Annotated in this window: 1 protein-coding gene and 3 pseudogenes; 2 read left to right on the top strand and 2 right to left on the bottom strand. The window is 66.5% G+C overall.

Annotated elements, in window-relative coordinates; translation table 11 throughout:
• Window positions 1–374, top strand: a pseudogene (locus EOA32_RS36275) (MFS transporter); the annotation flags it as partial.
• Here the strand turns inward: EOA32_RS36275 and coaBC are convergent.
• Both coaBC and EOA32_RS36265 read right to left on the bottom strand, forming a co-directional pair.
• Entirely contained in the window at window positions 371–1,843 is a 1,473-nt protein-coding gene (gene coaBC, locus EOA32_RS36270) for a bifunctional phosphopantothenoylcysteine decarboxylase/phosphopantothenate--cysteine ligase CoaBC (protein WP_210214885.1), read from the bottom strand. The pseudogene EOA32_RS36275 and the gene coaBC sit on opposite strands and share 4 nt — an antisense overlap.
• 75 nt (window positions 1,844–1,918) lie before the next feature.
• Window positions 1,919–2,368 (bottom strand): annotated as a pseudogene (locus tag EOA32_RS36265) (ubiquinone biosynthesis protein UbiB); the annotation flags it as partial.
• Between EOA32_RS36265 and EOA32_RS36260 the strand changes: the two are divergent.
• A pseudogene (locus tag EOA32_RS36260) lies at window positions 2,367–2,473 on the top strand (phosphopantothenoylcysteine decarboxylase); the annotation flags it as partial. The pseudogenes EOA32_RS36265 and EOA32_RS36260 sit on opposite strands and share 2 nt — an antisense overlap.

Here is a 2,473-nt window from a genome sequence, read left to right as displayed (position 1 = left end):
TTGCCGGTTTCGCCTATGCCATCCCCGCAGGTTCGATCCCGCTGATCCTGCTCTGCGCTCTGCTGCAGGGCGGCGGCTTCGGCGTCTGCTGGCCGTTCCTGACGCGCGTCATCGTCGCTTCGGCCCGCGACGGCGAGCAGACGATCGCTTCGGCCGCCGTGCCGACCATGCAGCGGATCGGCTACGCGGTGGGCGCGGCCGTTGCCGGCATTGTGGCCAACGCCAGCGGCTTCTCGCAAGGCCTCAATCGTGACGCGGCTGCAGGCGTGGCCGGCTGGCTCTTCCTCGCCTTCGTGCCGCTTGGGATCCTCGGCTGCATCGCCGCGCTGCGGATCGCGCTGCCGCCAATGCGACCGCAGGCAGCGGCCAGCTAAACCACTGTCGTTTTCAGCCGCTCGGCAATCGATGCGGCGAGCCGTGTCGCCACCTCGTCCTTGCCCATCTCCGGCCACTCCTCGACGCCCGTGCGCGAGACGATGCGCACCTTGTTGCGATCGCCGCCCATAACGCCGGAAGGGCCGATGCCGCTTCCATGCGAGACGTCGTTGGCGACGATGAGATCGGCGCCCTTCTTCCTGAGCTTGGCCTCGGCGTTGCCGATGAGGTCCTGCGTCTCGGCGGCAAAGCCGACGACAAGACCGGGCCTCTGCGCATGATGGCCGACGCCCGCCAGGATGTCGGGATTCTCGACCATCTTGAGCGACGGCGGGCCCTTCCCTGCCACCTTCTTGATCTTTTCACCGGCGGCATTCGCGGTGCGCCAGTCGGCGACGGCCGCGACGAAGACAGCCGCGTCCGCCGGCAAAAGGCTCTCGACCGCTTCCTTCATCTCGGCCGCTGTTTCCACATGCGTGGTCTTCACCCCGGCCGGATCGGCGATGTTGACCGGACCGGACACGAGCCGGACATCGGCGCCGAGCTTCGCCAGTGCCGCCGCGATCGCATGGCCCTGCTTGCCGGACGAACGGTTGGCGATGTAGCGCACCGGATCGATCGGCTCATGCGTCGGCCCCGAGGTGACGATGATCTTGCGGCCCGCAAGCGGCTGCGGCTTCTCGTCGAGCATCGCCTCGATCGCGGCCACGATTTCCAGCGGCTCGGCCATGCGGCCTTCGCCCGCCTCGTTGCTTTCCGCCATCTCGCCCTTGGCCGGCCCGACAAAGGCGATGCCATCCTTCTGCAAGGTCGCCCGGTTGCGCCGCGTCGCCGGATGCGACCACATCTTCGGATTCATCGCCGGCGCCATCAGCACTTTCTTGTCGGTCGCAAGCAGCACCGTCGAGGCAAGATCATTGGCATGGCCGTTGGCGAGCTTCGCCATCAGGTCGGCGGTGGCCGGCGCCACGACCAGCAGATCGGCCTCGCGCGACAGCCTTATGTGGCCGACATCGTGCTCGTCATTGCGGTCGAAGAGTTCGGTGAAAACATGGTCGGCCGAAAGCGCGCCGACGGACAGCGTGGTGACGAATTCCTGCGCGGCTGATGTCATTACCACCCGGACGGAAGCGCCGCGCTCGCGCAGGCGCCGGATCAAATCGAGCGATTTGTAGGCGGCGATCCCACCGCCGATGACGAGAAGGACGCGTTTGCCGGAGAGCGTTCCGCGAACTGATGGCTTGCCGAGAAAGTTGGAGATCGGCGATGCTTGCTGGCCGGGGCCGGTCAGCGCGCGCAGCGTCTTCTCGATCTGGTCGATGCGGTCGGCCTGCCCTGCCCGGCCCTCAACCGCCGCCCGGATCATCGCCCTGGCCTGCTCCTCCATCGAGCAGCCATTTTCGGCAGCCAATTGGCGCAGCAGGTCCTTAACTTCATCGTCAAGGTTGCGGATCGTGATGCTGGCCATCTGATTGCACCCCCGCTTCAAATCAGTGCGAGCAATGATAGCAATGCAATCAAACCGCAGCAAGGCGGCCGGCGGTCAGAAAATCCGCCACGCGATGTAAATCAGCGTCAGCGCAATGGTCCACAGCGCCACGCGGCCGGAGCGGGTGTGGCGCGCCTCCGCCTTGCCGATCGCGCGCGCGGTCGCCTCGTCGAAGCGCAAGCCGTGCTCGGCCATCAGGTCGATTTCACGCGACAGCCGCTCGGTGCGAACCGCAATGTCCGGCGCCTGCCTCGCCAGCGAGATCAAAGCCTTGCCGGCGTCCCGCGCGTCCGAGAGCACGCCGCGCGGGCCGAGATTGCCCGCGATCCAGTCGCTGACCACCGGCTCCGAAGTCTTCCACATGTTGAACGCCGGATCGAGCGTGCGGGCCACGCCTTCGACCACCACCATGGTCTTTTGCAAAAGCACCAGCTCGGTCCGCGTCGCCATGTCGAAGAGGTCGGTGACCTCGAACAGCAGCGTCAGAAGCTTGGCCATCGAGATCGCGGCGGCACTGGCGAAGCTCGGCGCCGATGTCCGGCTCGTGTCCGGTCCGGTCAACATCGCCGATCCGGCCGGGGTGAAGACCACGCATGTGGAAACAGCGGC

Origin of the sequence: Mesorhizobium sp. M1A.F.Ca.ET.072.01.1.1 (genome assembly GCF_004023325.1) — a bacterium.
In the GTDB taxonomy this organism is placed as follows: Bacteria; Pseudomonadota; Alphaproteobacteria; order Rhizobiales; family Rhizobiaceae; genus Mesorhizobium.
Note: the sequence above shows the minus strand (reverse complement) of the source record. Positions and strands in the feature narration are given on the sequence as shown.

Bases quoted from the DNA above. Each gene is read 5' to 3' on its own strand.
- coaBC (WP_210214885.1), bottom strand. From the start codon at position 1,843: ATGGCCAGCATCACGATCCGCAACCTTGACGATGAAGTTAAGGACCTG.